This window comes from Pseudomonas sp. AK-TSAG1-1, assembly GCF_056821665.1.
On record NZ_CM165965.1, the window covers coordinates 4,643,856 to 4,667,949 of the forward strand.

General features: G+C 57.7%; 25 protein-coding genes, 5 tRNA genes and 1 riboswitch. Of the genes, 10 read left to right on the forward strand and 20 right to left on the reverse strand.

Annotation, left to right across the window (positions count from 1 at the left end):
- Positions 1 to 138: 138 nt before the first annotated feature.
- From AC1UK9_RS20940 to AC1UK9_RS20955, 4 genes are all read left to right on the forward strand, one after another.
- Positions 139 to 597 (forward strand): DUF2280 domain-containing protein, encoded by a 459-nt coding sequence (locus AC1UK9_RS20940; RefSeq protein ID WP_482578413.1) that lies wholly within the window; start codon positions 139 to 141, stop codon positions 595 to 597.
- Positions 598 to 1,351: 754 nt separating this feature from the next.
- Positions 1,352 to 2,182: a hypothetical protein gene (locus tag AC1UK9_RS20945; RefSeq protein WP_482578414.1), complete on the forward strand. Its 831-nt coding sequence runs from the start codon at positions 1,352 to 1,354 to the stop codon at positions 2,180 to 2,182.
- 51 nt (positions 2,183 to 2,233) lie between these two features.
- A complete protein-coding gene (locus tag AC1UK9_RS20950) occupies positions 2,234 to 2,587 on the forward strand; it encodes a hypothetical protein (RefSeq protein ID WP_482578415.1) in 354 nt (117 codons plus the stop codon).
- A 3-nt stretch (positions 2,588 to 2,590) separates the two neighbouring features.
- Positions 2,591 to 3,175, forward strand: coding sequence for a tail assembly protein (locus tag AC1UK9_RS20955; RefSeq protein ID WP_482578416.1), 585 nt, complete (start codon positions 2,591 to 2,593; stop codon positions 3,173 to 3,175).
- 18 nt (positions 3,176 to 3,193) lie between these two features.
- On the opposite strand, the gene AC1UK9_RS20960 is transcribed toward AC1UK9_RS20955, so the two are convergent.
- Positions 3,194 to 3,664: a TIGR02391 family protein gene (locus AC1UK9_RS20960; RefSeq protein WP_482578417.1), complete on the reverse strand. Its 471-nt coding sequence runs from the start codon at positions 3,662 to 3,664 to the stop codon at positions 3,194 to 3,196.
- Positions 3,654 to 4,367, reverse strand: coding sequence for a DUF5343 domain-containing protein (locus tag AC1UK9_RS20965; RefSeq protein ID WP_482578418.1), 714 nt, complete (start codon positions 4,365 to 4,367; stop codon positions 3,654 to 3,656). Before AC1UK9_RS20965 ends, AC1UK9_RS20960 begins: the two co-directional genes overlap by 11 nt.
- Positions 4,368 to 4,639: 272 nt before the next feature.
- Here AC1UK9_RS20965 and AC1UK9_RS20970 point away from each other — a divergent pair, with 272 nt between their 5' ends.
- On the forward strand, positions 4,640 to 5,254 hold the full coding sequence (locus tag AC1UK9_RS20970; protein ID WP_115989093.1) for a recombinase family protein: 615 nt from the start codon (positions 4,640 to 4,642) through the stop codon (positions 5,252 to 5,254).
- Here the strand turns inward: AC1UK9_RS20970 and AC1UK9_RS20975 are convergent.
- From AC1UK9_RS20975 to AC1UK9_RS20985, 3 genes are all read right to left on the reverse strand, one after another.
- Positions 5,243 to 5,740 (reverse strand): hypothetical protein, encoded by a 498-nt coding sequence (locus AC1UK9_RS20975; protein ID WP_115989092.1) that lies wholly within the window; start codon positions 5,738 to 5,740, stop codon positions 5,243 to 5,245. The genes AC1UK9_RS20970 and AC1UK9_RS20975 overlap by 12 nt on opposite strands.
- Positions 5,740 to 6,663, reverse strand: coding sequence for a ubiquitin family protein (locus AC1UK9_RS20980; protein ID WP_482578419.1), 924 nt, complete (start codon positions 6,661 to 6,663; stop codon positions 5,740 to 5,742). Before AC1UK9_RS20980 ends, AC1UK9_RS20975 begins: the two co-directional genes overlap by 1 nt.
- Before the next feature lie 171 nt (positions 6,664 to 6,834).
- Positions 6,835 to 6,911: transfer RNA gene (locus AC1UK9_RS20985), tRNA-Arg, on the reverse strand.
- Between the two features lie 302 nt (positions 6,912 to 7,213).
- On the opposite strand from AC1UK9_RS20985, the gene AC1UK9_RS20990 reads away from it, so the two are divergent.
- Together AC1UK9_RS20990 and AC1UK9_RS20995 are read left to right on the forward strand one after the other, a co-directional pair.
- On the forward strand, positions 7,214 to 7,444 hold the full coding sequence (locus AC1UK9_RS20990; protein ID WP_482578420.1) for a hypothetical protein: 231 nt from the start codon (positions 7,214 to 7,216) through the stop codon (positions 7,442 to 7,444).
- A 20-nt stretch (positions 7,445 to 7,464) separates the two neighbouring features.
- Entirely contained in the window at positions 7,465 to 7,644 is a 180-nt protein-coding gene (locus AC1UK9_RS20995; protein ID WP_025112918.1) for a PA3371 family protein, read from the forward strand.
- On the opposite strand, the gene phnN is transcribed toward AC1UK9_RS20995, so the two are convergent.
- Positions 7,619 to 8,188, reverse strand: coding sequence for a phosphonate metabolism protein/1,5-bisphosphokinase (PRPP-forming) PhnN (gene phnN / locus AC1UK9_RS21000; protein WP_482578421.1), 570 nt, complete (start codon positions 8,186 to 8,188; stop codon positions 7,619 to 7,621). The genes AC1UK9_RS20995 and phnN overlap by 26 nt on opposite strands.
- Before the next feature lie 389 nt (positions 8,189 to 8,577).
- Here phnN and AC1UK9_RS21005 point away from each other — a divergent pair, with 389 nt between their 5' ends.
- Positions 8,578 to 8,904: an Arc family DNA-binding protein gene (locus tag AC1UK9_RS21005; RefSeq protein ID WP_003178899.1), complete on the forward strand. Its 327-nt coding sequence runs from the start codon at positions 8,578 to 8,580 to the stop codon at positions 8,902 to 8,904.
- A gap of 183 nt (positions 8,905 to 9,087) precedes the next feature.
- Here AC1UK9_RS21005 and mgtE read toward each other — a convergent pair whose 3' ends face one another.
- Complete coding sequence (gene mgtE, locus AC1UK9_RS21010; RefSeq protein ID WP_025112916.1) at positions 9,088 to 10,530, reverse strand: magnesium transporter; 1,443 nt, start codon at positions 10,528 to 10,530, stop codon at positions 9,088 to 9,090.
- Between the two features lie 321 nt (positions 10,531 to 10,851).
- On the opposite strand from mgtE, the gene AC1UK9_RS21015 reads away from it, so the two are divergent.
- Positions 10,852 to 11,370 carry a cell envelope protein SmpA gene (locus tag AC1UK9_RS21015; protein WP_482578422.1) on the forward strand — a complete coding sequence of 173 codons (519 nt, stop codon included), beginning with the start codon at positions 10,852 to 10,854 and terminating at the stop codon, positions 11,368 to 11,370.
- A gap of 19 nt (positions 11,371 to 11,389) precedes the next feature.
- Here the strand turns inward: AC1UK9_RS21015 and AC1UK9_RS21020 are convergent.
- The 8 genes from AC1UK9_RS21020 to ltaE form a co-directional block, all read right to left on the reverse strand.
- Positions 11,390 to 11,466, reverse strand: a tRNA-Arg gene (locus tag AC1UK9_RS21020).
- Positions 11,467 to 11,538: 72 nt separating this feature from the next.
- Positions 11,539 to 11,615: transfer RNA gene (locus AC1UK9_RS21025), tRNA-Arg, on the reverse strand.
- A 71-nt stretch (positions 11,616 to 11,686) separates the two neighbouring features.
- Positions 11,687 to 11,763: transfer RNA gene (locus AC1UK9_RS21030), tRNA-Arg, on the reverse strand.
- A 107-nt stretch (positions 11,764 to 11,870) separates the two neighbouring features.
- Positions 11,871 to 11,961, reverse strand: a tRNA-Ser gene (locus AC1UK9_RS21035).
- 62 nt (positions 11,962 to 12,023) lie between these two features.
- Positions 12,024 to 12,212, reverse strand: coding sequence for a carbon storage regulator CsrA (gene csrA, locus AC1UK9_RS21040; RefSeq protein ID WP_002554426.1), 189 nt, complete (start codon positions 12,210 to 12,212; stop codon positions 12,024 to 12,026).
- Between the two features lie 185 nt (positions 12,213 to 12,397).
- Positions 12,398 to 13,639 carry an aspartate kinase gene (locus AC1UK9_RS21045; protein WP_025112914.1) on the reverse strand — a complete coding sequence of 414 codons (1,242 nt, stop codon included), beginning with the start codon at positions 13,637 to 13,639 and terminating at the stop codon, positions 12,398 to 12,400.
- A 90-nt stretch (positions 13,640 to 13,729) separates the two neighbouring features.
- The gene (gene alaS, locus AC1UK9_RS21050; RefSeq protein WP_473013314.1) at positions 13,730 to 16,348 is read right to left on the reverse strand and encodes an alanine--tRNA ligase; all 2,619 of its coding nucleotides are present in this window, start codon (positions 16,346 to 16,348) and stop codon (positions 13,730 to 13,732) included.
- A gap of 146 nt (positions 16,349 to 16,494) precedes the next feature.
- Positions 16,495 to 17,499, reverse strand: a complete 1,005-nt coding sequence (gene ltaE / locus AC1UK9_RS21055) for a low-specificity L-threonine aldolase (RefSeq protein WP_482578423.1) — start codon at positions 17,497 to 17,499, stop codon at positions 16,495 to 16,497.
- A 276-nt stretch (positions 17,500 to 17,775) separates the two neighbouring features.
- Positions 17,776 to 17,946: riboswitch (FMN riboswitch) on the forward strand.
- A gap of 101 nt (positions 17,947 to 18,047) precedes the next feature.
- Here ltaE and AC1UK9_RS21060 point away from each other — a divergent pair.
- A complete protein-coding gene (locus tag AC1UK9_RS21060) occupies positions 18,048 to 18,557 on the forward strand; it encodes a 6,7-dimethyl-8-ribityllumazine synthase (RefSeq protein WP_473013316.1) in 510 nt (169 codons plus the stop codon).
- A gap of 151 nt (positions 18,558 to 18,708) precedes the next feature.
- Here the strand turns inward: AC1UK9_RS21060 and astE are convergent, their stop codons facing one another.
- From astE to astA, 5 genes are all read right to left on the reverse strand, one after another.
- Complete coding sequence (gene astE / locus AC1UK9_RS21065; protein ID WP_473013317.1) at positions 18,709 to 19,719, reverse strand: succinylglutamate desuccinylase; 1,011 nt, start codon at positions 19,717 to 19,719, stop codon at positions 18,709 to 18,711.
- A 12-nt stretch (positions 19,720 to 19,731) separates the two neighbouring features.
- On the reverse strand, positions 19,732 to 20,022 hold the full coding sequence (locus AC1UK9_RS21070) for a hypothetical protein (protein WP_025112909.1): 291 nt from the start codon (positions 20,020 to 20,022) through the stop codon (positions 19,732 to 19,734).
- A gap of 62 nt (positions 20,023 to 20,084) precedes the next feature.
- Complete coding sequence (gene astB, locus AC1UK9_RS21075) at positions 20,085 to 21,431, reverse strand: N-succinylarginine dihydrolase (protein WP_473013318.1); 1,347 nt, start codon at positions 21,429 to 21,431, stop codon at positions 20,085 to 20,087.
- Between the two features lie 139 nt (positions 21,432 to 21,570).
- Positions 21,571 to 23,040 carry a succinylglutamate-semialdehyde dehydrogenase gene (astD, locus tag AC1UK9_RS21080; protein WP_482580510.1) on the reverse strand — a complete coding sequence of 490 codons (1,470 nt, stop codon included), beginning with the start codon at positions 23,038 to 23,040 and terminating at the stop codon, positions 21,571 to 21,573.
- Positions 23,037 to 24,062 (reverse strand): arginine N-succinyltransferase, encoded by a 1,026-nt coding sequence (gene astA / locus AC1UK9_RS21085; RefSeq protein WP_025112906.1) that lies wholly within the window; start codon positions 24,060 to 24,062, stop codon positions 23,037 to 23,039. The genes astD and astA overlap by 4 nt, the downstream gene beginning before the upstream one ends.
- Between the last annotated feature and the right edge of the window lie 32 nt (positions 24,063 to 24,094).

The following is a 24,094-nucleotide window of genomic DNA, read 5'->3' on the forward strand; positions in this document are numbered from 1 at the left end:
ACAACCACTGCAAATTAAAACTCCTACAGAGAAATATCTCGCAAAAGCCACTGAGCCGAGCTTTCGGCCCTGTTGCCATCCGGTGCTTTCCGGGCAACTATGGGTGAATTCTTGACAGACCCTAGACAGATTCAGCCCATGGCCGCGCTCAACAACGAAATCAAATCCTTCATCGTCCAGGCACTCGCCTGTTTCGACTCACCTACCCAGGTCGCCGGCGCCGTCAGAGAGCGTTTCGGGGTCGCCGTGTCGCGCCAGCACGTCGAAGCCCACGATCCGACCCGAAAGAGCAGCAAGGGCCTGGCCAAGCGCTGGGTGACGCTGTTCAACGATACCCGCGAGGGATTCCGCGACGAGGCGATCAGAGAGCCGATCGCAAACCGCGCCGTTCGACTGCGTGCGCTGGGAAGAATGCTCGAGGAGGCCGAGGCGAGCGGGAACCTGGTGCTGGCCATGAAGCTGCTGGATCAGGCCGCCCGGGAATGCGGCGACATGAACACCAATCGCCGGGCAAAGGCCGAGGGAGAGCCGATAGAGCCGGCCGCGCCAGTGGGTGTGGATCTCTCTTTCGCAGGTTCCGCCGCGAACAAGCCGTGACACAGATCGGCACCGGGTAACGCGCCCACCGTTACCTAGCCGTTATCTAACGTTAAAACATCCCTGACAGCAGGTTGGAGCAGGCATCGGCGATGCTCCCCCGGTGGGGGAAGACGCGTCCAAATCTGGACGCATCAAGTACGCGACACGTTTTCACATCTCGCAAAACGTGTCGCGACACCTGCCCTACCAAAATGGGAGGCCAGGTTCAGCCCCCGCTGGGGGTTGGATGGATTTGAAATCCGACCAACTTCCCCCATTGGGGATAGTTCCTCAAATTGAGGAAAAGTCCCGCCACTCCCTGGCAGCTTCCCAACCTGCATTGCAGGATGAATGACTGGGCTGAAAATTCAGCCGTGTATCACTTTGGCTTCCGCCAACTTACTGCAACAAAAATCCCCCCTTCTCGACCGGCAAAACCAACTATTTCAGTCCCATTCCGTCCCGTTACGTGTAGCACCTGAGGTGCACCCTAAAAACACTGGATACACACCCAGATCTTGCCTAATGTGAGCTTTGCAAGGCTTTCAACAGCTCACAGAGGAATGATCATGTCAGTCAGCGGCAGCCCTTCAAAACCCCGCGGCCCGCAAGCCAAACCCACCCGCGCCGAAATAAATGCCGCATGGGGTCGCCTACGTTCGGCAGCCGAACAAGGCAGCGTGCAGGCAAGCGCTTTGCTTATCGCACTTACTGAGAATCGCCCCCTTCACGTCGACGCCCACTTACCGGCCTAAATATCAAAGGTAAATCAATGAAAATCGGCAAACGTTCAGTTCTCAAGGTCGGCCTGGCCAACCTCCACTACTCCGAATACGAGCACTCTCTTATTGAGGCTCACACCTTCTCCATCCAACGTGCGGACGGAACAAAGGGTGTATGGCAAGCCGGCGGCTTGATGAAGTCCGCTCGCCAGCTTCAAACACTGGCGCTGGAGACCTTCAAAGACTTCGGCGAAGAGATCGTCTCGATCCGGGAAAACAAAGATTTCAACTCGTCCGCGATCGAGCGATTGAGCAAAGAAAAAATCGAGGCTGTTTCAGCCGCCCTCCTTCCAGCTATGCAGTCGGTTGCAAAGGATATGCGCACACTCGCCGAAACCGTCACCCAAGGCTTCTCCCCTCTCACACCGCGCGCGAGTAGTGACGTCACGGGCTTTCTCGCAGACCAAGAACTGAGAGCCCTTGTGCGAGGCCTCAGTCCGGAAGAACGCCGCAACCTCATGTCTGAAGCGCGCCAGGGTGGTCACCCCGATATCGTCGAAGCAGTGCTAAGAGCAAATCCGATGCTCTCTGGCCTCAACGCTGAAGCAGCAGCGAGCCTTTCGCGGGCGGGCATCGCCGCCTCTCGCGCAGATGACATAGACGCTCTCCGTCAAATGCTGGCCGTCTACGACGATGTGCTCGCCACCACCTCGCAGGTCGGTGTGTCGCTCAGCGGGATGATTGCAAACTCGACAGGCTACGCAGGTCGATTCGAAAAATGGCGATCCGGCTGCGAGGGCTCCGAAGCTCTGCGCGCCTGGCTGGACAAGATCCCGGCCCGAGGAAAACCAAAAGCAGAGGAAGAATCCGAAGCCGCGTAAGCGGTTCGACTTGCGGCCGTCACGGTGCGGCCGCCAACTGGGAGCAATACCTTGACCACTTACCAGGAACGCTTCGCCGAGGCGTGCAAGACGGCCCGCTTTGCACCCTACACGCTGAAACAAGGCCCTGACTCTGGCTACGTCGTGTGGGATGTCCAGCACGTCCGCGACGGCCAGAAGGTGACGATTGACGGGCCGTTCTTCACGGAGGACGAAGCCCGAGTATCTGCCGATCTGCTTCGCGGCACTTTCCGGGGAGCCCGGGCATACCAGGGCATTCATGATCGGATCTGGAACTACGAACCACGACGTGAACAGGTGACGATCGACCAGGCGCAAATGTCGCGCTCGCTGCTCGCCATCCGACTTGGTGTTTCGGTACCCAACAACAGCGCCAAGGAGTAAACCATGGCCATGACCACCAACCACGGCATCAAAACCAGAATCCTGCTGGGCGGCTCGGCTGGCAAGCTCTTCGGGCGTGAACACATTTACGAACTCTCCACCGGCGACACGCGGGAAGCTGTGAAAGCGATCGACGTCAATCACCCCGGGTTTGCGAAGTACCTCGCAGATGCCAAACGGAAAGGTCTCGAATTCGCAGTGTTCCGGAACCGCAAGAACATCGGCGAGCGCGAGCTGAAGATGGGGGGCGCTCAGGAGATCCGGATCGTCCCGGTAATCGCAGGGAGCAAGCGTGCAGGTCTGTTTCAAACTGTACTTGGCGTGGTCTTGATCGCCATGAGCTCCGTAACGAACGGCGCGACCCTGGCACCAGGTATTGCACTCGCAGCCGGCGGCGTCATCCAGATGCTGAGCCCTCAAGCTACCGGCCTGAAGCAAAGTACGTCCCCTGAGAACGCTCCGTCCTATGCCTTCGGCAGTGCCAAGAACACGATCGCTAGCGGCAACCCGGTACCGATCTGCATCGGGGAGCGCAGGTGGGGTGGAATCATTATCTCTGCCTCTATCCATGCGGAGGATAAGGTTTAACGTCCCGCCCAGTTCGGCTTAAAAAAGCCCACTCTGCTCTAAACGTCGCAACAACAGTGAGGCTAAAGCGAGGTGATCCAGGCACACGTCGGGATCATCAGTGGCCTCCACTTCATGCCCTCGAGGATTCCTGATAGCCATCATCGCCCCGGAGAAGAGGAACCTATAGCCTCTCTGCTCATCTTTTTCGCTGGTGTTTGATAAGTCAGTGAGACGCAAAACAGGAGCGTCTTCACTGAAAACCTGCATCATTAATTTGTAGCCTGCCTCATCAATCCCAGCTCTTTTTTGAACAGTTCTATCTACGAATTTAAACGCTTCAAAGGTAGCTTCGGCGCAATGTCCGTCATCAAAGAGTCGCTTTACTTTCGGTGGTAGCTTCGTATGAATATTCCGTAGATCAAAGGGATGTAATCCGTGATCTGGAGTATCGCCGGGACTGGGCGAGGAGGTGCGCCTAACTATTGCCTCAAAAGTATCAAGAGCCATTCCCATTCAGTAGATTCTCCCGAATGCTTTTGAATATACGATCGTATGTCTCCTGCTCGCCTCCGGCAGGCAGGTTGATTTCCACTCGAACTGTGAGTGCTACTCCACCGTTTCCTAATCCCACTCCGTTGCTTTTGATGGGTAGCTCAGTACTCAACATTTCGTGCGACTGATCCTTGTCAGTAGGTGCTAATTTTGGCTGTTTTGGCCGAGCAGGTTTTGCCGCTGGTGACTCAGTGCGTTTAGCTTTTACGGGGGTAGCAGGAGCAGCCTCTTGCGCTTGACCGCATAGCATCGCAAGCGCTTGGAATGTCGACGCTTGTCGCTTCCCTACGATTTCACTGGTGTGGTCGTGATTTCTGAAAAAACTGATGAGCTTACCGATAGGCAAGTTCCAAGAATGCTCGTCGTGAATTTCAAATAGCTCTTGATAGGCCGGCTTCACTAGCGTGCTTAGACCTTTCTGAAAGTCCTCATCATCGTGCTGATTGAAAACCCCGATCGCCTTAGTGTTTTTTTTGTTTTCCGAATCTAAGACATTGATAAAGCGAAGGATATTTAAGACGTACGTTTCATTATTAGGTGCAATCTGGAGCTTCTTTAACGTGTCGGCAGTCACCTGAGCTGGAAAAGTCCTTCTGAGCTGGGTGATTGCCTGGACCAGTCCTGCTGTACCTGACATATACGGATGCTTATCTGCCATGACGCCCTTCCTGGTTAGCCGCATAACATAAGGGGTGCCATTGTCTTTGTTGTAATGGCATTCCGACGCTACTTTTTTCGTCGACACCTGTCTAGTAGGACGCTACCGGATTTAAAGGGTATTTGAATTAACTGATGAAGAATTGCGTTATCGCAGGGTATGCCTGAGCTGATACGCACAAATTCGTGTTCATTTGCGCATTCCGCTTGATAAGTGACACTCATAGTGCAACAGTATTAGTAGTACACCTTAACTGATACGGACAGCACATCATGTTCATCCGCGCATACCTCCGAGCATCTACCGAAGAGCAGGACGCCGGCCGTGCCCGGGCATCGCTCGAGCAATTCGCCACTGACCACAACAAGGTGATCGCGAGCGTGTACCTGGAGAACGCCAGCGGCGCGTCCTCAGATCGGCCTGAGCTGCTGCGCCTGCTCAAAGATGCGCGCAAGGGTGACGTGTTGCTGGTGGAGTCGATAGATCGCCTCTCACGCCTTCCTGTGGAGGATTGGCAAAAGCTCAAGGCTGCAATCGACTCCAAGGGCTTGCGCATCGTCGCGCTTGATCTGCCGACCAGCCATCAAGGAATGCAGGACACCAAAGGCGATGAATTCACCGGCCGGATGCTGGGCGCGATCAACTCGATGCTGGTGGAAATGATGGCGGCGATCGCGCGCAAGGATTACGAGCAGCGCCGCGAGCGGCAGGCTCAAGGTATCGAGAAGGCAAAAGCCGCCGGCAAGTACCAAGGGCGCCCAGTCGACGCCGATCTGCACAAGAGAGTTACCGAATTGCTCACCGCCGGGCTTGGTATTCGCGCAACCGCTCGGCACGCGAACTGCTCGACCACAACCGTTCTACGGATTCGGGATTCAATGACCTGAAATTTTTGGCGTATCCGGCTTTTTCTTTTCGTCGATCATCTCGTTATACCTTCCCACTTGAAGCTGCATAAGCTGATTGGGCAGAGTTAAAGAGATGATAAATGCCAGAGTCGCAAGTGTCAGATAGAGCCTTTCAATCCAAAGAAGCACGTCGGCCGAATCTTTACTTTTATCTAGAAGGTTGGCGACAAAAACAAGCCCGAGAACCCCGAGATAGAGCATAAACAGCCATTTGTAGCGAATGATTCGATTCACGAAAGTTGTCTTCTTCGATGCTGCTTCCCGCCAAATCTTGGCGGTAGGTTTGGGCTCAATCAGCAGCGTCAGGACGGTCATCAGGAAACCGGCCAAGATAGAAAAGACGTCAGTAATCATCGACCTGGCGTCGTTATTCTCATGCACCAAAGGCTGCCCATGCCATCCGCACCAACCGCTGACGAAAACAGCCCCCAGGAAGAATAAAAGTCGACGCCAGTCAATTTTCATCATTGCTCCAGCAGCTTCTGATTCTTGAGTTGCCCGCAGTACCTAACCATTGCATCCCAGACTTCCACGTGATTCACCGATGTCCCGTTCTTCTCGACGTTGATAGACGAGTGAAGCTTCACGTCGTCACTAGTAATTGGCGTTCCATCGCGCGTGAGAATCGTGAAGCTATCTACGGGTGAGTCGTCGTCAGAAAGAATCTCATTTGCCAAGTCAGTGATCGTGCTCTGAGATTCGACCGTGGCGCGAGAATTTCCATCAAGCCCGATTTCAAGCGCCACGATCATGTCTTGGAGAGACTTCTCCTGAGAGCGATTAGGGTCTTTACCGATCAGCGCCATCACCTCTTCGCCCACGGAAGACAGTACACCACCAAACCATCCCCCATCTTGCTTAGGCAGACTCAACTTATAGGCATTCACATTGAGCCGGATAGATTTCGCTCCCTGTGCATTGAGCAGCGCTACCCTGTCAATGTTGCTTGAGGCGTGAAATTTTATAGGGTCGAGCTGATACCTCTGGGACTTCATGAGCTGAAAAAAATAACTCGCGCACTTCTGATGCGTCAGCCCGTGCCCACAGAACAAAACGTTGTGTGCGTTGACGAGCGCGTAACATTCCCCGGTTTTGATCTCCTTCCCTGCGGGTGCACCCAATACCCCCTCATCGTCGAGCTTGCCAACCGCCTTGGGGGTTAGGGTCGAGCTGTGGCTGCCAGGTGAGTACCTTGCGAGATGGTAAAGCCTTCCCACGGGGGAGTCGCGAAAGCGTTGTATCCGTACAACATCCTCAAACATCGAGATCTCAGTCTGGCCGATATTGAGCTTATCGGAGATGTCGATAAGTGCTGCACTGCAATCCACCAAGCCCCCTTTGGGGTTTATGACTCGAAAGCAGTAGATACGCTTTGGAACTCTACTCATAGGACATTCCTGCATACGAATGGGGAAAGATGCAGGAGGGGAGAAACCCTAGAGGGCGACCCAGAAGAAATTAGGGCCTGAAAAGCGAGGGGTTCACATCCTATTGCACCCACTACGCACCCACGGTTTAAATCGACGTGAGGCTTAAAACACTGAGAACCTTGAAAAATATGGTGTCCCAGGGCAGGTTCGAACTGCCAACCTTCCCCTTAGGAGGGGGATGCTCTATCCAATTGAGCTACTGAGACACTGAGACACTGAGTTGTCACGACCGGACACGGCGCGACGGACGGCGTGCATGTTAACGGCCAGCCCTTGATTTGTCATGTCGTCCTTGGGCTTTTTAAGTGTAGGCAGGCGCCTTGCATGGCTGCGGGAACATTTACCGTGCATTTTGCACTACCCCAAAAAGCCATCATTGCAGATTGCAACCTGCACCTGCTGAAAAACCCTTCCAAATGCTTGTTTTTAAAGGACTTCACAGCGGTTAGACTGTTGGCATGACGGCTGCTTTGTCTGTTCGTATAACAGAACAATCGGAGTCGGACTCATGAACAGCGCTCTCTTGCTTGCAAACGCAATCGCTCTGGCAGTGTTGGTGGGCTTTCATTTCGTCCCCGAGGGTACTGAACCGGTAGCCCAGCGCATGCCGCATTACTTGCAGGTGCAGAAAGCGCCGCAGTGGGCGGTGCTGAGCGATCACGGCGACTTCGCAGCACAGGCGGTCAGTACGCCCGAGCAGTCACTGCCGACGCGCGCTACCGAACGTCTGGTTTTTTGAAATATCTTCAGGAGTACAGCATGTCCAGATCAGCCGCGGGATTTCTGATCCTCGCCTTATTGAGTGGCGTTGTGCATTTTTCGCTGTTCGAGGAAACCGAAGTCACCCTGCCCCTGATTGGCTGCGGCGTGTTTGCGGTGATGTTTGTGCTGGCGCTGGTGGCCGGGCGCAAGATCAAGTTCGATCCGGTATTGCGCTGAGCCGGATCAACGCGAGCAGTTGGTCGACGGCGTCAGCCAACGCACCCGAATTGTCGATCAGGTGCACAGGCAAGTCGCTTGACCGTCTGTCCTTGAATAACGCATTGCGCGCCAGCCTGGCGTCGATCTGCTCAGGCGTCTCTCGACCACGCCTGAGCAGGCGCTCACGCAAGACCTCATCCCTGACCGTCAATAGCACCGGCAGCAGCGTCGGGTAGCGTTCAAACGCCTGACGCAGATTGGCGCGCGAACCGTTCACCAGCACATGGCGTCCGGCACTCAACCATTCGTCGATTTCTAACGGGATACCATAGGCCAGACCATTGGCGTGCCAAGCCAAGGCAAAATCGCCTGCGCGCTGACGTCGATCGAACTCTTCGGGCGTCTCGCCGACGGCGTCTTCACCGACCGATTCCGCTGATCGGGTAATCACCCGACGGATGATTTCGCAGTTCATCGCCCGCAATGGCTCACGTGCAGCCTCGATCAGGCTGTCCTTGCCTGAACCGGAAGGTCCCATCAGATAAATAAGCCTGCCATCCATCCTGAAAACGCCCTCCAACGGGTGTTTACCCCTAGTAAATCGGCAAATTGCCACTATCCTGTACAGGTAAGGAACAAGGATTGAAAGCCGCATAGCATGCACGTTCTGAGGTCTCACGACATCAACAGATGTGCACCAGGAAGCGGGCAGTGATACGGGCAGAGGCAAAGTTTTCAAACCAGTCCGCATTTCTGATAATTGGTGCTGGCATTACGCCTTTACCCAGCTCAATATTTGTCACAGAATTGACGCCAATGATCTGGCAATTTTGAGGCATGATGCGGGCCTCTTAACAATTCAGGTTGAACCATTTGGCGCGGATGCTTGTCCTACCACACATCCTGCGGCCAATCCCGAGAACCGCTCCCCTGAACTAACCGGTTAAATATATGCGCCCATTGAAACAGGCAATTTATTCCAGCCGTACGGCTGACAAGTTCGTCGTACGTCTGCCAGACGGAATGCGTGAACGCATTGCCGAGGTGGCTCGCAATCATCATCGCAGCATGAACTCCGAGATCATTGCGCGCCTTGAGCAGAGTCTTATTCAGGAAGGTGCACTGGGCGAAGAGTTGAGCATGCGCCTGGACAGTCCGGAGCTGTCATTGCACGAGCGCGAGTTGCTGCAACGCTTCCGTCAGCTGTCTCACCGCCAACAGAACGCTCTGGTGTCGCTGATCGCTCACGACGCCGAGATGGCCGCAGACGCGTCCTGAGCCACACCGAACATCTCAAGCCAGCATGATTGCTGGCTTTTTTTTGCCTGCGATTTGACCCGCTGGCCGCCTGGCAATGCATTCAGGGCGAGGGGACTTATCCCCTCACCACCGGTTACTGATCAGGCATGGAACAGGCACAAAAAAGCCCGCCATATTGGCGGGCTTTTTGTTTGCGGCCGGTTAGAGCAGGAAGATTGTCGCCAACCCCAGGAAGATGAAGAAGCCGCCGCTGTCGGTCATGGCCGTGATCATCACACTGGCGCCCATCGCCGGGTCGCGCCCCATCTTGGCCAGCGTCATCGGGATCAACACCCCCATCAGCGCTGCAAGCAACAGATTGAGGGTCATCGCCGCGGTCATCACCACACCCAGTGACCAACTGCCGTAAAGCAGATAGGCGACCACGCCGATCACTCCACCCCAAACCAGACCGTTGATCAACGCTACCGCCAGCTCTTTGCGCATCAGGCGCGAAGTGTTGCCAGTGCTGACCTGGTCGAGCGCCATGGCGCGCACGATCATGGTGATCGTCTGATTACCGGAGTTACCACCGATACCCGCCACAATCGGCATCAGCGCCGCGAGCGCCACCAGCTTCTCGATCGAACCTTCGAACAGGCCAATCACCCGCGACGCGACAAACGCGGTAATCAGGTTGATTGCCAGCCACGCCCAACGGTTGCGCAGGGATTTCCACACCGAGGCGAAGATGTCTTCCTCTTCGCGCAGACCGGCCATGTTGAGGACTTCGCTTTCGCTCTCCTCACGAATCAGGTCGACCATTTCGTCGATGGTCAGACGACCGATCAGTTTGCCGTTCTTGTCGACCACCGGGGCCGAGATCAAGTCGTAACGTTCGAACGCTTGAGCAGCGTCATAGGCGTCTTCGTCCGGGTGAAAACTCACTGGATCACTGGCCATGACTTCAGCCACCTGCTTCTCCGGGTCATTGACCAGCAGACGCTTGATCGGCAACACGCCCTTGAGCACGCCGTCATAATCGACCACGAACAGTTTGTCGGTATGGCCCGGCAGCTCTTTGAGACGACGCAGGTAACGCAGAACCACTTCGAGGCTGACATCCTCACGGATGGTCACCATCTCGAAGTCCATCAGCGCACCGACCTGCTCCTCGTCATAGGACAGGGCCGAACGCACGCGCTCGCGTTGCTGCTGGTCGAGCGTCTCCATCAGCTCATGGACGACGTCTCGCGGCAGCTCGGAAGCCAGGTCAGCAAGTTCGTCGGCGTCCATGTCCTTGGCGGCAGCCAGGAGCTCGTGATCGTCCATGTCGGCGATCAGCGTTTCACGAACGGAATCGGATACTTCGAGAAGAATGTCGCCGTCGCGATCAGCCTTGACCAGTTGCCAGAGCGTCAGACGATCGTCCAGCGGCAGGGCTTCAAGGATGTAGGCAACGTCGGCGGAGTGCAGATCATCGAGTTTGCGTTGCAGCTCGACGAGGTTCTGCCGGTGAACCAGGTTCTCGACCCGGTCTTGGTGCGCGCCTTCCTGGCGATGAGTCAGGTCTTCGACGACCTTCTGGCGCTGCAGCAGCTCAACGACCTGAGCCAGGCGATCCTGCAGGCTTTCCTGTGTTTTCTTTACTTCGATTTCGGACATAGGCGAACTCCACTCCCAGCAGCGGGGCACGCCGGAAGGATCAATCAGTCAATTCATGATTGGTAAAACGGGCTACTGAATAACTACTGGGTAAGTCCATGGAGGTTTTCCACAAGCCCCGGCGGGGCTGACGGGCGCAATGATACACCGCCTGACGGTTTTAAACGTTAAAAAATCGCGGCCGAAACAAGCGCTTGCGAAACAAACCTGAGCGCTGTCCTGATCCTTGCAAATGCGACGACTCATCCTGAAAAGAAAACACACCGCCACTGAAAAATGTAGCGACTACCCTTGAGCGTAGACCGTCAAGGAGGACGTCGAATGCACTCTGCAACAACCGGTTTTTTACTCATCACCCTGCTCTGCCTGCCGCCCGCCGGGGCCGCGACCACCCTGCATCGATGCGAGGCACCCGGTGGCCGCATCACCTTCACCAGTCTGAGTTGCGCGAGCGATGAACAGCTTTCGGTACAGCAAGTTCACCCCTACTTGCCCGGATCTGTCGTGGCGATCATGCCGGAGCACAACCACGAAGAAACATCCGGTATGAAAACCAGGGGCCGAGAGCCGGGCATCGTTGGTCGCATGCAGGACAAATGCGGCAACCTGATCGATGCCCGGCAACGCCGTGAAGCAATCATCAATCAACGCGTCATTGCCGGCATGAGCCAACAGGATGTCGAAAGCGCGCTCGGCAAACCGGACAAGGTGAACATTCGGACATCGACAACGAGCTATCGATACGACCTGAAACGAGGCCGCAGTGCTCAAGTCGATTTTGACGAGAAGGGATGCGTGAAAGGAAAAGCCAAATCGCAGACAGCAAAAAGCCCGCGTTAAACGCGGGCTTTTTGGTATATGGTGCACTCGACAGGATTCGAACCTGTGACCGCTCGGTTCGTAGCCGAGTACTCTATCCAGCTGAGCTACGAGTGCATTTTGTGTTTTTAGACCAGACCACAACTGGCTGAAGCCAAGTTCTTTATATCGCTATAAACAACTCTAAAATGGTGCACTCGACAGGATTCGAACCTGTGACCGCTCGGTTCGTAGCCGAGTACTCTATCCAGCTGAGCTACGAGTGCATTTGTGTTTTTAAACCAGACCACAACTGGCTGAAGCCGAGTTCTTTATATTGCTATAAACAACTCTTAAATGGTGCACTCGACAGGATTCGAACCTGTGACCGCTCGGTTCGTAGCCGAGTACTCTATCCAGCTGAGCTACGAGTGCATTTGTTGCGCCGCATTATAGCCCGTCTAATCTCTATTCCAACCACTTTTTCTAATAAATTCAATAACTTACAGAAAAAGCCAGATTACAACGTACTAAGCAAATAATGGCGGAGAACGGGGGATTCGAACCCCCGACACCCTTTTGAGGTGTACTCCCTTAGCAGGGGAGCGCCTTCGGCCACTCGGCCAGCTCTCCGCAACACGGGGCGTATCTTAACCAACCTTTTCCCCGTTTGCAAACATAAAAATCGATAAAAATTAATGGCTTGGTTCTTCGTCCTTCTCTTTCTTTATACGCAGGTAAATTTCCTCACGGTGCACGGCAACCTCTTTCGGGGCGTTGACGCCGATACGCACTTGATTTCCTTTAACGCCGAGCACGGTCACGGTGATTTCGCCATCACCGATAATCAGGCTTTCTGCGCACCGACGAGTCAGAATCAGCATACCTTTCTCCTCACGCAATTCTTCAGGGACAACAGTCTGCAAAAAAAAGGCACCCGACCTACAACCGGAGCGATCGTAGCCCTACATGCCTGAGTATTGACCAGCGCGAGCAAAAGAACAGTTCAGGGCTCGCGCCATTCAAAAAATAAAGGGCGCGGTCAGACCGCGCCCTTCAGGTGACCGGATTACTCGCCCTGACGGGCGGGAGCGTCCAGTTCGAAAGCCGTGTGCAGGGCGCGCACGGCCAGTTCCAGGTACTTCTCTTCGATCACCACGGAAACCTTGATTTCCGAAGTCGAGATCATCTGGATGTTGATGCTTTCCTTGGCCAGGGATTCGAACATGCGGCTGGCCACGCCTGCGTGGGAACGCATGCCGACGCCGACGATCGAGACCTTGGCAATCTTGGTATCGCCTACGACTTCACGGGCACCGATCTCGCGAGCGGTGTTTTCCAGCACGGTCTGTGCGGCCTGGTAGTCGTTGCGGTGCACGGTGAAGGTGAAGTCAGTGGTGTTATCGTGCGCAACGTTCTGCACGATCATGTCGACTTCGATGTTCGCGGCACTGATCGGGCCGAGAATCTTGAACGCCACGCCCGGGGTGTCTGGCACGCCACGGATGGTCAGCTTGGCTTCATCGCGGTTGAAAGCGATGCCGGAGATGATCGGCTGTTCCATGGTTTCCTCTTCATCAATAGTAATGAGGGTGCCCGGACCCTCCTTGAAGCTGTGCAGTACGCGCAGCGGAACGTTGTACTTGCCGGCGAATTCCACCGCACGGATCTGCAGCACCTTGGAACCGAGGCTGGCCATTTCCAGCATCTCTTCGAAGGTGATCTTGTCCAGACGCTGAGCGACCGGCACCACACGCGGGTCAGTGGTGTACACACCATCGACGTCGGTGTAGATCTGGCACTCATCAGCCTTCAGCGCCGCAGCCAGTGCCACGCCCGTGGTGTCGGAACCGCCACGGCCGAGGGTGGTGATGTTGCCGTGCTCGTCGACGCCCTGGAAACCGGCGACAACCACCACGCGACCTGCTTTCAGATCACCGCGAATCTTCTGGTCATCAATCTGCAAGATACGCGCTTTATTGTGCGCACTGTCCGTCAGGATCCGCACCTGATTACCGGTATACGACACCGCTGGCACACCGCGCTTGATCAGCGCCATGGCCAACAGGGCAATCGTCACCTGCTCACCAGTGGAAACGATCACGTCCAGTTCACGCGGAACCGGCTGCACGTCACCACTGATTTGCTTGGCCAGATCGATCAGACGGTTGGTTTCGCCGCTCATTGCAGACAGCACAACCACCAGGTCATCGCCGGCATCGCGGAATTTCTTAACCTTGTCGGCGACCTGCTCGATTCTCTCGACAGTACCGACCGAGGTGCCTCCAAATTTCTGTACGATCAAAGCCATTTCAAAGCCGCCTCTGCCCATGAAGGGCGCCCAATAATCACTCGAACAGCCGCCGGGCCCGCCACTAGACTGCGGGCCCGACGGGCCGTCTTATAAACCCTGCTCGACGAATGGAACGGTCAGCGCCAGTGCGCCATCCAGTGCGCCGGCGTCGACACCGCCGCCCTGCGCCATGTCCGGACGACCACCGCCCTTCCCGCCCACTGCCGCAGCAGCCTGTTTCATCAAATCACCGGCTTTGAGTTGGCCAGTCAGGTCCTTGGTTACACCTGCAACCAGTACGACCTTTTCCTCATGGACACTGCCGAGCAGGATCACTGCGCGGCCGAGTTTGTTTTTCAGCTGATCGACCAGCGCCAGCAGCGCCTTGCCGTCCTGACCCTCCAGACGTGCAGCCAGAACCTTCACGCCTTTGACGTCCACTGCCGAGTTCGACAGATCGTCGCCCGCGGCGCTGGCAGCCTTGGCTTGCAACTGCTCGAGCTGTTTTTCCAGTGCGCGGTTGCGCTCCAGCACTGCCGACAGCTTGTCGATCAGGTTGTCGCGGCTGCCCTTGACCAGGCTGGCCGCTTCCTTGAGTTGTTCTTCAGCGGCGTTCAAGTAGGCCAGTGCCGCAGCACCGGTGACTGCCTCGATACGACGCACGCCCGATGCCACACCGCCTTCGCTGATGATTTTCAGCAGGCCGATGTCGCCGGTACGGTTGGCGTGGATACCGCCACACAGCTCGACGGAGAAATCGCCACCCATGCTCAGCACGCGCACGTTGTCACCGTACTTCTCGCCGAACAGCGCCATCGCGCCTTTCTGCTTGGCGGTCTCGATATCGGTTTCTTCGGTTTCAACTGCCGAGTTCTTGCGGATCTCGGCGTTGACGATGTCTTCCAGTGCCTTGATTTGCTCAGGCTTGATCGCTTCAAAGTGGCTGAAGTCGAATCGCAGACGCTGGCTGTCCACCAACGAACCTTTCTGCTGAACGTGCTCACCCAGGACCTGACGCAGGGCAGCGTGCAGCAAGTGAGTAGCAGAGTGGTTCAACGAAGTCGCATGACGCACGTCGGCATCGACGTGGGTTTCCACCGGAGCGCCGATGGTCAGGCTGCCCGAGTCCAGCACACCGTGGTGCAGGAATGCGCCGCCGGTCTTGGTGGTGTCGCGAACGTCGAAACGTGCGCTGCCTGCCTGAAGGAAACCGCAGTCGCCGATCTGGCCGCCGGATTCAGCGTAGAACGGCGTCTGGTTCAGAACGATCACCGCCTCTTCGCCTTCATTCAAGACGTCAACCGACTGGCCATCTTTATAGATAGCGACAATTTTCGCCGAACCGCTGGTGTCGGTGTAACCGGTGAACTCGGTGGCCACATCCACCTTGACCAGGGTGTTGTAGTCCAGACCGAACGAACTGGCCGAACGCGCACGAACGCGCTGGGCTTCCATTTCACGCTCGAAACCGACTTCATCGACAGTCAGGCCGCGCTCACGAGCGATGTCAGCGGTCAGGTCCATCGGGAAACCGTAGGTGTCGTAGAGTTTGAACACCACGTCGCCAGGCACCACGGTGCCTTTGAGTTCCAGCAGATCCTGCTCGAGAATCTTCAGGCCATGCTCCAGGGTCTTGGAGAACTGCTCTTCTTCGGCCTTGAGTACGCGCTCGATGTTGCTCTGCTGCTTCTTCAGTTCCGGGAAGGCTTCGCCCATCTCGGCGACCAGCGCGGCAACGATCTTGTAGAAGAAGCTGCCGGTGGCGCCCAGTTTGTTGCCATGACGGCAGGCGCGACGAATGATCCGGCGCAGCACATAGCCGCGACCTTCATTGGATGGCAGTACGCCGTCGGCGATCAGGAAGCCGCACGAACGAATGTGGTCGGAAACCACTTTCAGCGAAGACTGATCGCCATTTTCGCAACCGATGGCTTCGGCCGATGCCTTCAGCAGGTTCTTGAACAGGTCGATGTCATAGTTGGAATTGACGTGCTGCATCACCGCACTGATCCGCTCCAGGCCCATGCCGGTGTCGACCGACGGCGCTGGCAACGGATGCAACACGCCATCGGCGGTGCGGTTGAACTGCATGAAAACGTTGTTCCAGATCTCGATGTAACGGTCGCCGTCTTCTTCCGGCGAACCCGGTGGGCCGCCCCAGATGTGGTCGCCGTGATCGTAGAAAATCTCGGTGCATGGGCCGCACGGGCCGGTATCACCCATGGTCCAGAAGTTGTCGGACGCGTAAGGCGCGCCTTTGTTGTCGCCGATGCGGATCATGCGCTCGACCGGCACGCCGATTTGCTGGGTCCAGATGTCATACGCTTCGTCGTCAGAGGCGTACACGGTGACCCAGAGTTTTTCCTTCGGCAGCTTCAACACGCCGGTCAGGAAGGTCCAGGCGAAGGTAATCGCATCGTGCTTGAAATAGTCGCCGAAACTGAAGTTACCGAGCATTTCGAAGAATGTGTGGTGACGAGCGGTATAACCGACGTTTTCCAGGTCGCTGTTCTTGCCACCGGCACGCACGCACTTCTGGCTGCTGGTTGCGCGGGTGTACGCGCGCTTTTCCTGGCCCAGGAAGCAGTCCTTGAACTGGTTCATCCCCGCGTTGGTGAACAGCAGGGTTGGGTCGTTGCCCGGAATCAAAGAGCTGGAGGCTACACGGGTGTGGCCTTGCTCTTCGAAGAAGCGAAGGAAGGCTTCACGGATTTCTGCGCTTTTCATTAGGTTCTTCCACGGAGGCTGCGGCCAAAGGCCTGTACGAAACGTCAACAGACGAAACGACGGCAAAGGGCCGCATTATATCGGCCCTTCGCGCGGGGTACAGCGTGTTTATACGATAGTAACGGTCAATTGGACGGCTAACGCTGTCACTTGCGCGAAAACTCGACGAATGTCGCGATCACCTGCTCGATTTGCGAGCGATTGACGTCCATGTGCGTAACCATGCGCAGACGCGCAGCAGCGCTCAACTTGATCCCGCGCTCGGCGGCAAACGTCTTGAGTGCTTCGGCCTGGTCGCCCATTTGCACGTAAACCATGTTGGTCTGCACCGGTTCAACGCTGAACCCGGCTTCGCGCAAGCCTTCGGCCAGCAATTGCGCATTGGCGTGATCGTCCGCCAGGCGCTTTACGTTGTGCTCCAGCGCATACAGCCCCGCCGCCGCCAGCAATCCGGCCTGCCGCATGCCACCGCCGACCATCTTGCGCAGACGACGAGCCTTGCCGATCAACTCGGCTGAACCGCACAGCACCGAGCCCACCGGCGCACCGAGGCCTTTGGACAGGCACACCGACACCGAATCGAAATGCCGGGTGATCTCCCGGGCATCCACGCCCAGCTTGACCGCCGCGTTGTACAGCCGCGCGCCGTCCAGGTGCAGCGTCAGGCCACGATTCTGAGTGAACTGACGCGCCCGGGCCAGATACTCCAGCGGCAACACCTTGCCTTGCATGGTGTTTTCCAGCGCCAGCAGACGCGTGCGGGCGAAATGGAAGTCGTCCGGCTTGATCGCTGCGGCCACCTGCTCCAGATCCAGCGAACCATCGGCCTGCAACTCCAGCGGCTGCGGCTGGATCGAACCGAGCACCGCCGCGCCACCGCCCTCATACTTATAGGTGTGCGCCTGTTGGCCGACGATGTATTCGTCACCGCGCTCGCAATGGGCCATCAGGCCCAGCAGGTTGCTCATGGTGCCGGTGGGCACGAACAGCGCGTCGGCGAAACCCAGGCGCTTCGCCAGTTCCGCTTCCAGACGATTGACCGTCGGATCTTCGCCGTACACGTCATCACCGGTGGCGGCGGCAGTCATCGCCTCGAGCATGGCGGGAGTCGGTTGGGTGACGGTGTCGCTGCGAAGATCGATAACGCTCATGAACCTGGCCTCAGAGTCAGCAGGGGAAATCCCTTTACGAAGGTCAATTACTGCGGTTCTCGCACCGATTAATCAACCCTTCAGCGCAAAAAGGTCAGGTTACTTCTTGAGAACGCGACATCCATATGGGAGCGAGCCTGCTCGCGAAAGCGGTTTGTCAGTGACACATCTGCTGACTGACACATTGCTTTCGCGAGCAGGCTCGCTCCCACAGGTTCTGTGCAAGCCCTGAAAATATGTGATAAAAACGCTGCGCCGCCCGAGAAAGGGCGGCCAAAACGTTCTCAGGGCGGGGTGCAATTCCCCACCGGCGGTAATTGCGCGCAATGCGCATAGCCCGCGAGCGCTTGGCGACGACACGGCATTTGCGGTGCACGGCGGCAAGGTCAGCAGACCCGGTGTGATTCCGGGGCCGACGGTCATAGTCCGGATGAAGAGAGAACGGGATTAACGCCAAAGGGCCGTCCGCGCGATGTTGTGCGCGCGCGCACCCTTGAATCCCTTTCGATTCATAACGCCCTGTTTTTCACACAAACAGGAGTCAGAACATGCAACCCACCGCTATCGACAGCAAATCCAAACACCCTCACGGCGAGCGCGTCGCGTTCATTCAGGCCTGCTGGCACAAGGAAATCGTCGACCAGAGCCGTAAAGGCTTCGTCGCCGAAATGATTGCCTTGGGCTATCAGGAATCGGACATCGACATCTTCGAAGTCGGCGGCGCCTTTGAAATGCCTCTGCACGCCAAGTTGCTGGCCAAGACCGGTCGTTATGCCGGTATTGTCGCGGCAGCCCTGGTCGTGGACGGCGGCATCTACCGTCACGAGTTCGTCGCCCAGTCAGTGGTCAGTGGCCTGATGCAGGTGCAACTGGAAACCGAAGTGCCGGTGTTCTCGGTATCCCTGACCCCGCATCACTTCCATGCCGGTGACGAGCATCAGAAGTTCTTCTTCGAGCACTTTGTGCACAAGGGTCAGGAAGCGGCGCGCACTTGCGCGGATACGCTGCACAAGGTCCGCGCGCTGCGTCGCAGTGAGCCACGGGCTGTAGCGGTCTGACCCTATACGGATCGAGTGAGGCCCCAAACCTCACTCAAATCCAAATGTGGGAGCGGGCTTGCTCGCGAAAGCCGTGTGTCAGTACACAGATTCGTCACTGAAACACCGCTTTCGCGAGCAAGCCCGCTCCCACATCGGGTCTGAGACGTTCTCAGGATAAGTGTTCGTCAGTGCTCGGCACGATCAGGATGCCGGCGCGCAGGCCGTTCTTGACCTTCGGATTAGGGAAGATGATCCGCGCGCCCTCTTCCTCGATGACCCAGCGGGTATTGGCCAGATCTTCGGCCAGCAGATAACCCACATCCAATTCAGAAAAGTTCTCGATGTCCTGCGGCAGGTTCAGGCGGAAGGCATCGCTGTGCTTGATGATTTCCCGCGCGACGCTGAACAGCTGCAAGCCGTCCAGGCCTTCTTCAGCCATATCAGGCTCAGTGCCTTCGATGATCTGCTTCAGACGGGTTTCCAGCCGCGACACATCCACCCCTTGGTTCTGCCCGAACGGCCGCGCCTTGCCCAGCTCCAGTGTGAAGGCCTCGGCCCCCAGCTTGTCGTAGGTGTAGGCGCTGAACACGATCGAAGGTTTGTTCTGCAGCAGCACCGCCTCCATGCCGGCGGCACGCAAGCGCGCCAGTTCTCGGCGCGAATGCTGGCGACCTTCCTTCCACGGATACAAAGCGAACTGCTCGATCTTCGAGCCGCGAATCGCCGTGTGCAGGTCGTAGTGCAGACGCTGACGATCCGGCAGGTTGAAGAAGCTCGCTGCCAGGCGCTCCAGCTCACAGGCACGTATGGCTTCGGAACCGCTGGTTTGTTCATGACGGCCGTTGAACAGCCGATTGACGTCCTGCTCGACGAAGCGTTCGCCCTTGCGAATCGCCTCCGGGTTGCCGAACAGGAACAGAATGCGTGCACGCGGTTTCAGATCGCCGCGAGCGATGTCATGCAGCAGTCGATCGAGCAATTCGATCGGCGCTGTTTCATTGCCGTGGATGCCTGCCGAGAGCAGCAGATCCAGGCCATTGTCACGCGCTTCGGGTGGCCGGACTTCCAGCGCACCCTCGCTCAACCAGCGCATGCGCACGCCTTCGACAGTCAGTTGAGTCTTCTCCGCCGGTTCGCGGCCGGCGAGGGTCAGTTCAAGCAGTTTGCCGAGGGCGAGCATAGAGCGGTTTCCTTAGTGGTCGTGGTTGCAATCCGGGCCGTGCACGTGGTCTTCGTCGTCGCCGACGTCAGCCGGTTCCATTTCCAGTTGCAGACTTACCAGATTAGTTGCCAATGGGCGCAGCAGCAGGTTGGCGTACTCTTCGTCACCCTCTTCGACGTCCACGCCGATCAGCAACTGGCCGCGACCGTCCTGCTGGATCCACAGTTCTTTGCCTTGCCACATGACCGCGACGCGGGTGCAGGAAGTTTCCAGTTGCTTGCCGTCGGTGTCTTCAAGGATCAGCCGCAGGGAATCGCTCATGTCTTTTTTACGCTCTGTCAGGGAGAAAAGCCGCGCGTCGCGTTCAGGCGACGCGCTGGCCATCAATTGATCTGGAATGGATAAACCGAGCCCAGTTTAAGGATTTGCGTCAGTTCATCCAGTGCCGTCCGGCATTCAAGCAGCAATTGCGGGTCCGCCAGATCGGTTTCGCTCAGGCGGTCGCGGTAGTGCTTTTCAACCCATGCGGTCAATGAACCGTACAACGGTGCGGTCATGATAACCCCTGGGTTGACTGCCGCCAGCTCGGTTTCGTTGAGCGCGACGCGCAGTCGCAGGCATGCCGGGCCACCGCCGTTCTGCATGCTCTGCTTGAGGTCGAAGACTTTCACTTCACGGATCAGGCCGCCGGAGCTGGTCAGGCTTTGCAGGTAAGCCCACACGCGCTCGTTGGCCTGGCACTCTTGCGGCACGATCAGCAACATCGAGCCATCAGGGCGCGACAGCAACTGGCTGTTGAACAGGTAGGAGCGCACCGCGTCATCCACGGTGACCGCCGAACGCGGCACGCAGATCGACTGGAAGTTGCCGCCAACCTTGGCGAGCTTGCCTTGCAGCTCTGCCAGCATCTGTTCGGTGTCGAGGAACGCGTCCTCGTGATAGAACAGCGCCTCGCCGTTACCCACGGCAATCACGTCATTGTGGAACACGCCCTGATCGATCACGTTCGGATTCTGCTGGGCGTACACCACGCCGTCGTCACGCAGACCATGCAGACGCGCAACAGCTTGCGACGCTTCCAGAGTCTGGCGTGCCGGGTACTTTTGCGGCGCCGGGTAACGGGTGTCGAACGCGCTGCGACCGAACACGAAGAACTCGACACCGGCTTCGCCGTATTCACGGCAGAAACGCGTGTGGTTGGCCGCGCCTTCGTCGCCGAACTGCGCCACCGCCGGCAATGCGGCGTGATGGGCGAAGTGCTGTTGATTGGCGAACATCGCGCCGAGCACGCGACTGGTCGTCGGATGCTCGATGCTGCGGTGGTATTTGCAGTTGAGGTTGGCGGCGGTGAAATGCACGCGACCGTCAGCGGTGTCGGCACTCGGGCTGACCGTGGCGGCGTTGGCCACCCACATGCTCGACGCCGAGCAACTGGCAACCAACAACGGCAAGGCTTCTTTCGCAGCCCGCTCGATCACTTGCGCGTCGGTGCCACTGAAACCCAGACGGCGCAACGCGGCTACGTCCGGACGTTCCTGCGGCGCCAGTACGCCTTGCTGAAAGCCCATGTCCATCAGCGCTTTCATTTTCGCCAGGCCTTGCAGCGCCGCTTCCTTCGGGTTCGAGGATTGCTGGCTGTTGCTCTGGGACGCAACGTTGCCGTAGGACAGACCACCGTAGTTATGGGTCGGCCCCACTAGACCGTCAAAATTGACTTCATAGGATTTCATCAGCGAGGCTCCACGAGAATCTGTTGTTATAGGCTTCAAGTAACAATTCAGTCAGACCGAGGCGCGGCCTTCGCGAGCAGGCTCGCTCCCACAGGGAAATGCATTCCAGTGTGGGAGCGAGCCTGCTCGCGAATGGGCGTTACGCCATTTTCACGCCTGGGGTCAGAGCGGCTGGCAACACCAGGCTCGGCGTTTCCAGCGAGGCCACCGGGTACGCGCAGTAATCCGCCGCGTAGTAGGCGCTGGCGCGATGGTTGCCCGAACCCCCGACACCGCCGAACGGCGCGCTGCTCGCAGCACCGGTCAGCTGCTTGTTCCAGTTGACGATCCCGGCACGGCTTTCCAGCCAGAATTGCTGATAACGCGCCTCGGAATCGGACAGCAAACCAGCCGCCAGGCCATAAGCCGTGTCGTTGGCCTCACTGATCGCTGCGGCAAAATCGGCGTAGCGGATCACTTGCAGCAATGGACCGAACAATTCTTCGTCCGCACGCTCGGCCACTGCGGTCACATCGACAATGCCTGGGGTCAGCAAGGCCGATTGCGCTTGCGGCTGAGTCATTTCCAGCAACGACACAGCGCCGTTGGCCAACAGATGTTCCTGAGCTTCCATCAACGCTTTCGCCGCGCCGAGGGAAATCACCGACCCCATGAACGGTGCAGGCTGCTGATCGAACGCACCGACTTCAATCGTCGAACAGACTTCAACCAGTCGTTTGAGCAGGCTGTCGCCCCATGCGCCTTGCGGCACCAACAGACGACGGGCGCAGGTGCAACGTTGGCCGGCGGAGATGAAGGCCGACTGAATGATCGTGTACACCGCTGCGTCCAGATCAGCGACCTGATCGACTACCAGCGGGTTGTTGCCGCCCATTTCCAACGCAAGAATCTTGTCCGGACGCCCGGCGAACTGCTGATGCAGGTGATTGCCAGTACGGCTCGAACCGGTGAAGAACAGGCCGTCGATGCCCGGGTTCGCCGCCAGTGCGATACCGGTTTCGCGAGCGCCTTGCAGCAAGCTCAGAACGCCTGCCGGCAGACCGGCTTCGATCCAGCACTTGACCGTCAGTTCGGCGACTTTCGGGGTCAGTTCGCTTGGCTTGAACAGCACGCTGTTACCGGCCAGCAACGCCGGGACGATGTGCCCGTTCGGCAGGTGACCGGGGAAATTGTAAGGGCCGAACACCGCGACCACGCCGTGTGGCTTGTGGCGCAGCACAGCGGTGGCGTCGCCCAATGGGCCGCTCTTCTCGCCGGTACGTTCGCGGTAGCTCTGCACCGAGATCGCAATCTTGTTGACCATGCTGGTGACTTCGGTCGCGGCCTCCCACAGTGGCTTGCCGGTTTCCTCACCGATGGTGCGAGCCAGTTCGTCGCTGTGGTTTTTCAGCGCAGCGGCGAAGGCTTCAAGGACGCTGATGCGCTCGTCCAGCGAACGCCGCGCCCACCCCGGGAATGCCTGACGTGCAGCCTGCACAGCGGACTCGACCTGAGCAGCGGTAGCGCCCTCCCCCGACCACAGCACTTGCTGGGTTACCGGGTTCAGCGACTGAAAGGCTTCGCCTTGACCGGCCAGCCATTCACCTGCGATGTATAGCGAATTCATTATTTCGACTCCCGAGCAGCAGACAACGCCACGGCGCGCACTTGATCGCCAGCGTTGAGTTGAAGACGTTTGGCGGTCAGCGGATCGACCACCAGTGTGCCGGCGGCCAGACGGGCCGGCGCAGCCGTGATGCGGCAGTCTTCGCGCTTGCGGTTATGAATGATGAACGGCGTGGCGTCATCGCCCGGCGTACCGATGGCCAGCACCAGCGCTTCGCTGTCACGCACCGCACGGATCTTGCTGGTTTCGCATTCAATGGCAGGACCGGCGTCGAAGATGTCGACGTAGCCCTGATAGCTGAAACCTTCGCTCTTGAGCATCGCCAGCGCCGGCTCGGTGTCCGGGTGAACCTGGCCGATCACGTTGCGCGCGTCTTCCGAAAGGAAGCAGGTGTACAGCGGGAATTTCGGCATCAGTTCGGCGATGAACGCCTTGTTGCCAACCCCGGTCAGGTAGTCGGCCTGGCTGAATTCCATCTTGAAGAAATGCCGCCCCAGACTTTCCCAGAACGGCGAACGGCCAGCTTCGTCGGACACGCCGCGCATCTCGGCGATGATCTTGTTGCCGAACAGCTCAGGGAACTCGGCGATGAACAGCATGCGCGCCTTGGACAGCATGCGGCCATTGAGCCCCGTGCGGTAATCGGCATGCAGGAACAACGAGCACAGCTCGGAGTTGCCAGTCAGGTCGTTGGCGAGGAACAGCGTCGGGATCTCGCGATAGATGTTCAGCTCCTGCGAGGCGCTGACGGTCAGACCGACGCGAAAGTTGTACCACGGCTCACGCAGACCGACGGCACCGGCGATGGCGGAAATCCCCACCACACGGCCGTTGTCGTCTTCGAGCACGAACAGGTAGTCCGCATCGCCACGGCCGGCTTCGCCGCGAAAGGTCTTCTCGGCCCAGCCGACCCGATGGGTCAGGCGTTCTTCGTTGGCCGGCAAAGTGGTCAGGCCGGTGCCGGTGCTGCGGGCCAGGTCGATCAGCGCGGATAAATCGCTGCTGCGTACGGGACGAACAATCATGCTATCTCCTCAAACGGGCCGCCTTCGCCACC